This is a genomic window from Pandoraea horticolens (assembly GCF_902459555.1).
Classification (GTDB): domain Bacteria; phylum Pseudomonadota; class Gammaproteobacteria; order Burkholderiales; family Burkholderiaceae; genus Pandoraea; species Pandoraea horticolens.
On sequence record NZ_CABPSM010000042.1, the window covers coordinates 1 to 4,668 of the forward strand.

The 4,668-nt window shown below is 59.0% G+C and carries 1 protein-coding gene; it reads left to right on the forward strand.

What is annotated here, in order from left to right; genetic code table 11:
* Nucleotides 1-4,668: RHS repeat domain-containing protein (locus PHO31112_RS26875; protein WP_150624764.1), on the forward strand; the 4,668-nt coding region annotated here is incomplete at both ends.

The following is a 4,668-nucleotide window of genomic DNA, read 5'->3' on the forward strand; positions in this document are numbered from 1 at the left end:
TGGACACGCCGACGAACAATGCCCCTTCCTTCTTTACCCAGGCCAACAACTTCGTTGGGGCGGTTGCCGGCGGTGTCGATCCCCGCACGGGACTGTATAACCTCAGCATTCCCCTCGGACGTCTTCTGGGGAATGGTGGGCTGGGCCCGGTCGTGCCGATTCAATTATTCTATAGCCCTCTCTCCACCTTGCTTGCGCCGGGTACCGTCGCCAACAAGGGATTCGGCAAAGGCGTTGCCGTCGGCTTCACTTCCTATGACAGGGACAGTGGGTTGCTCTCGCTGTCCACCGGGCAGCAAATCAAGGTCTACGAAGTCGATAAGATCGAACAAGTGCTTCTGCAGCACAAGTTGTTGGATATTCGCTTCGAAAAGTATGAGAACGACCATCAGGACCCCCGCTATGGCGACTGCTATAAGGTGATCCACAAGTCCGGCGAGATCGAGGTCCTTTCCGGGCCAGGCAAGGTGGCTTCCGTCAAGGTGCCGACCCACCTCCTGAATGCGGCCGGCCACATGATGAGCTTGAGTTGGGATTTCATGGTCAATCCCCCCAAGCTTCTCACGGTCAAAGACGCCAGCAGCACGTTACTGACGATCGACTACAGGTCCGCCAAGACGGTGCTGAGCTTCCTGCCGGATCAATCCGAGGAAGCGTACGACGTCGAACTGTCATTCAGTGGAGCGCTGCTCACCAGGATCACGAATCTCTGTCTTGGCCCCGAGACACCTCTCGACTGGGATCTGGAATACGAGTGGATCTCCGATGTCTGGGGAGACTGGTTAGCCCAGGTGAGCGCCCCCGGGGGGCTGGTCGAACGTGCCTCCTATTACAAGGACGGTCGAGGAAACCACTTTCCGGATTCGGCCGGACTCCCCGCGTTGCCAACCGTCTATCGTTTCATCCGACACGCGGGACCGACCCAAGGGCGGCAGGACGCGCAATCCCCGCCATTACACATCGAATTCGAGCATACGGATCACAACTTCCTGGGTTATGAATCCGGCGTCAACTGGAAGAATAATCAAGATAACCTCTACGACGCGCGGACAAACTATCGGTACAGTTCAACCGAAACCCGCGAATGTCAGGGGAAGACGACAAAGATCACGCGAACCTACGATAATTTCCATTTGCTCGTCGAGCAAAGCACGCAATGCGGCAACACGGCCTCGACGACGGAAATCGCCTATGGTGCGATCGTGGGGCAGGCGTTTGAAGATCAGCCTGCCTATTTCCAGTTGCCCGTTGCGCACAAGGTCACCTGGCACGATGCTTCCCGTTCGGCCTCGCAGGAAATTCGCTACACGTGGGATGATTGGGGAAATCAGACACATCAATCCAGCCAACGTACCGATAGCGACGGCGTAATCACGGCTGGTCCGGCCAGCGAGTCGGTCTATTACAATGAGCGCGGCGAGGACGGCTGCCCCCCCGCGCCATCCGCAATGCGGTGCTTCATCAAGACGATCACCACAACGCCCGCGCCTTCCGCTTATTCCGACACCCCGACACAGCAAATAGAATACCGATACAGTCAATGCGTCCCGGCAGGAAACGGCCTCGATTCGCTGGTGCTGAGAACCGAAGAATCTCACACTAACAGCTACCCGCCGCCTCCGGACGTATCGGGTTCAGCCGATGTCCATTGGCTGTCCAAGCAAACATTCACCTATGCGCAGGATGCGCTCCAGGCAGGACGTCTGACCAGCCAGGCATTCACGCACTACCCGGATAACGATACGGGCCATGCCTACACCTGGACGAAAACCCTTGACAGCGCCGACGACGCCGATCGTCCCGGCGCGCGCCTGCTCACGTATACGTCCACTTCCCACGATAAATTGAGCTGGACCACGCGGTCTCAATATTCGAAGTTCACCGGACGTCTGTGGAAACAGGTCGATGCCAAGCATCGCGTAACCGCTTACGATTATGACGGTCTGGGCCGGGTCACGGCCGTGACCGTGAATCCGGGCACGGCCTACCAGAACGTCACGACTTACGAGCATGTGTTGAGCGATGGATCGGACGAATCCTTCCTCGTCACGGTAACCGATGCCCTCCATAACAAAACGCGTCACGGCCTGGATGGTCAGGGCAGACTGCTTTACACGGATATCAATGACGCCGATAGTCCCGCGCAGGAGGACACCTGGTATCAGACAAGCCTCCACTTTTACGATGACTTCGGCCGCCTGGCCGCGGCGACCGATTTCGACTATTGGGGCGCCACGCCGACTCGAGATCAGACCAGTTCGCTGGGGGGCGCCGTTGAGTATGACGATTGGGCCCAGGTTTCGAGCCTTGCCTTCGGTTATGACGACGGCACCGTTCGGCATATCGGGGTTTCCGACCCGATCGCGTTGACGCAACGGATGTACCGCCAAGGCAAGAGCACGACCACTGGCCGACAGGAAAGCCGTACGAACCTGGGCGGGGTGCCCGTCGAGATAAAACGCTATACCGCCAAGGACACCAGCACCGCCTACAGCACCCGTTCGATGGACTACGATGGGCTATACCGGTTGCGCAGCGCGACCGACGCATTGGGCCACACCGTCACTTATCGCTACGACGACTGGAGCCGCGTTGAAAAGGTCACCCTGCCGGACCAGACGGTCGTATCGTATCAATATCGCCCCGACGCTCCCGGCGGCCAATCCACCGCCGTCGCCATCAATGGTGCGACGCTGGGGACACGGCAGTTTGACGGCACGGGACGTCTGACTAACGCGGTGATTGGCGGGCATGAATGGCAATATGCTTACGCCACGGACGCGGACAGCAGCCCATCGCAAATCGTGACGCCTGATGGCGTCACGCGAACCTACGCCTATATCAGTGAACTCGGCGACGCGCTCGCGTCGGTGTCCGCGGGTGCCCCGGCTAACGCGCTCGCCCAACAGTTTGAATATGAGCCATCCACGGGGCAGCCCACCACCGCGACGGCCGATGCCGCGAAGATCCAATTTACCGCCTATGCTTCGGGACGCCTGAAAAAACAGACGCTCGACTTCGATGGCAATACGCGTGAAATGTCCTACCCCGCCTACACGGCGGCCGGCGCGTTGCGCAGCTATGTCCACGTGGATGGGGCCACCCAGGATGTCCGCCGGGATGCCAACAGCCGTGTCGAGCAGATCGCGGATGACGCCGTGAAGGCCGATGACATCGTTTATGACGACCTGAATCGGGCGCGGGGCTGGACCACATATGACCAAACGGGCACGCATGCGATTCAGACCACCATCGACGAACTTGATGATTTCGGGCGCGAGACGCTGCGCACCGTTCAGGACAAAAACAACGGGTTGACTTGGCAGATTCGCCAGGATTGGAACGTGCTCGACCAAGTTACGGCGCGTACGACCCTACGCAACGGCGCCACCGATCGAACGGAAGCCTTCGACTATGACAGCCGCAATCGGCTTGTGAAATGGACGTGCACCGGCAGCGGCGCGCCCTGTGATCGCTACGGTCAGGCCATGGCCGCCCAGGCCTTTACATTCGACGCCTGCAACAACCTCACATCGATCGTCACATCGTTCGCCGATGGGCAGCAAAACCGTGCGACCTTTTCCTACGACGATCCGAGGGACCCCTGCAAACTGACCCAGGTGTCCAACACGCATTCCCGTTATCCTGCCGTCGCCGTGCTCAAGTACGATGCCGCCGGACGAATCACCGATGACGGAATGGGGCTTGAGCTCACCTACGATTCGCTCGGCCGCATCGCCACTGCGCATAACACGAATACGCAGCGTCGAAGCACCTATGCTTATGACGCCATGAACCGCATTTATAAGCGAACGCAAGACAATCATCCGGATGCCACACTGTTTTACTACAACGGTGGGCAGCTTCTTAATCTCGAGCAATCGCAGCAGCACACTCGTCTGATTCCCGGTGTGGCCGGAATGCAGGCGCAATATTCCACCTCCGCCGCCCAAAGTGGGGGCGCCGTCTGGCTGCTGAGCACCGATGGCATGGGCTCGGTGCTTAGCGCCAGCGATGGTCAGTCGATCGAGGAACATCGCTATGGTCCCTATGGGCAGGAAGCCGAGACCAAGACCGGGACCGATGGCGAGCCCGTTTCCGTCCTGGCCTATAACGGCCAATGGCGTGATCCGGTGTTGGAGGGCTATGCGCTGGGTAATGGTTATCGCCTCTTCCTGCCCGGCCTTGGCCGCTTTAATGCGCCCGACGCCTACAGCCCGTTTGGGGCAGGGGGGCCTAATCCCTATGCCTATTGCTCGGGCGATCCTGTCAACTACAGCGACCCGTCCGGGCACTTTGGCGGGCGCGATGTGTTGGGCTTTGCGAATGCGTTTCTGGATTTTCTGGGTAATGGACCGCTAGGTTTTCTGGCCGGCATGGTACCCACCCCAGATCAAGTCGCCAAGGAGGGTGATCTCATATCCGAGCTCTTCGACGTGAGCGCAGGTGTCGGGCTCGGGATAGCGATCGGCGTGGAAGTTGCATTGACCATTGGCGCTTTTATTCCCGGTGAGGATCTGCTATCGATTGGCGCCAAAGCCGGACTAAAGGAAGCGCTAAAATTTGTCCCTAAAATCACAGAAGAAGTTGCCGATCAAGGGCTCGCCCATCTCGGAGGTGAAACCGTCGAGTCATTCGGACGAATCGTTGGGCACGCCGAGCCTCGCC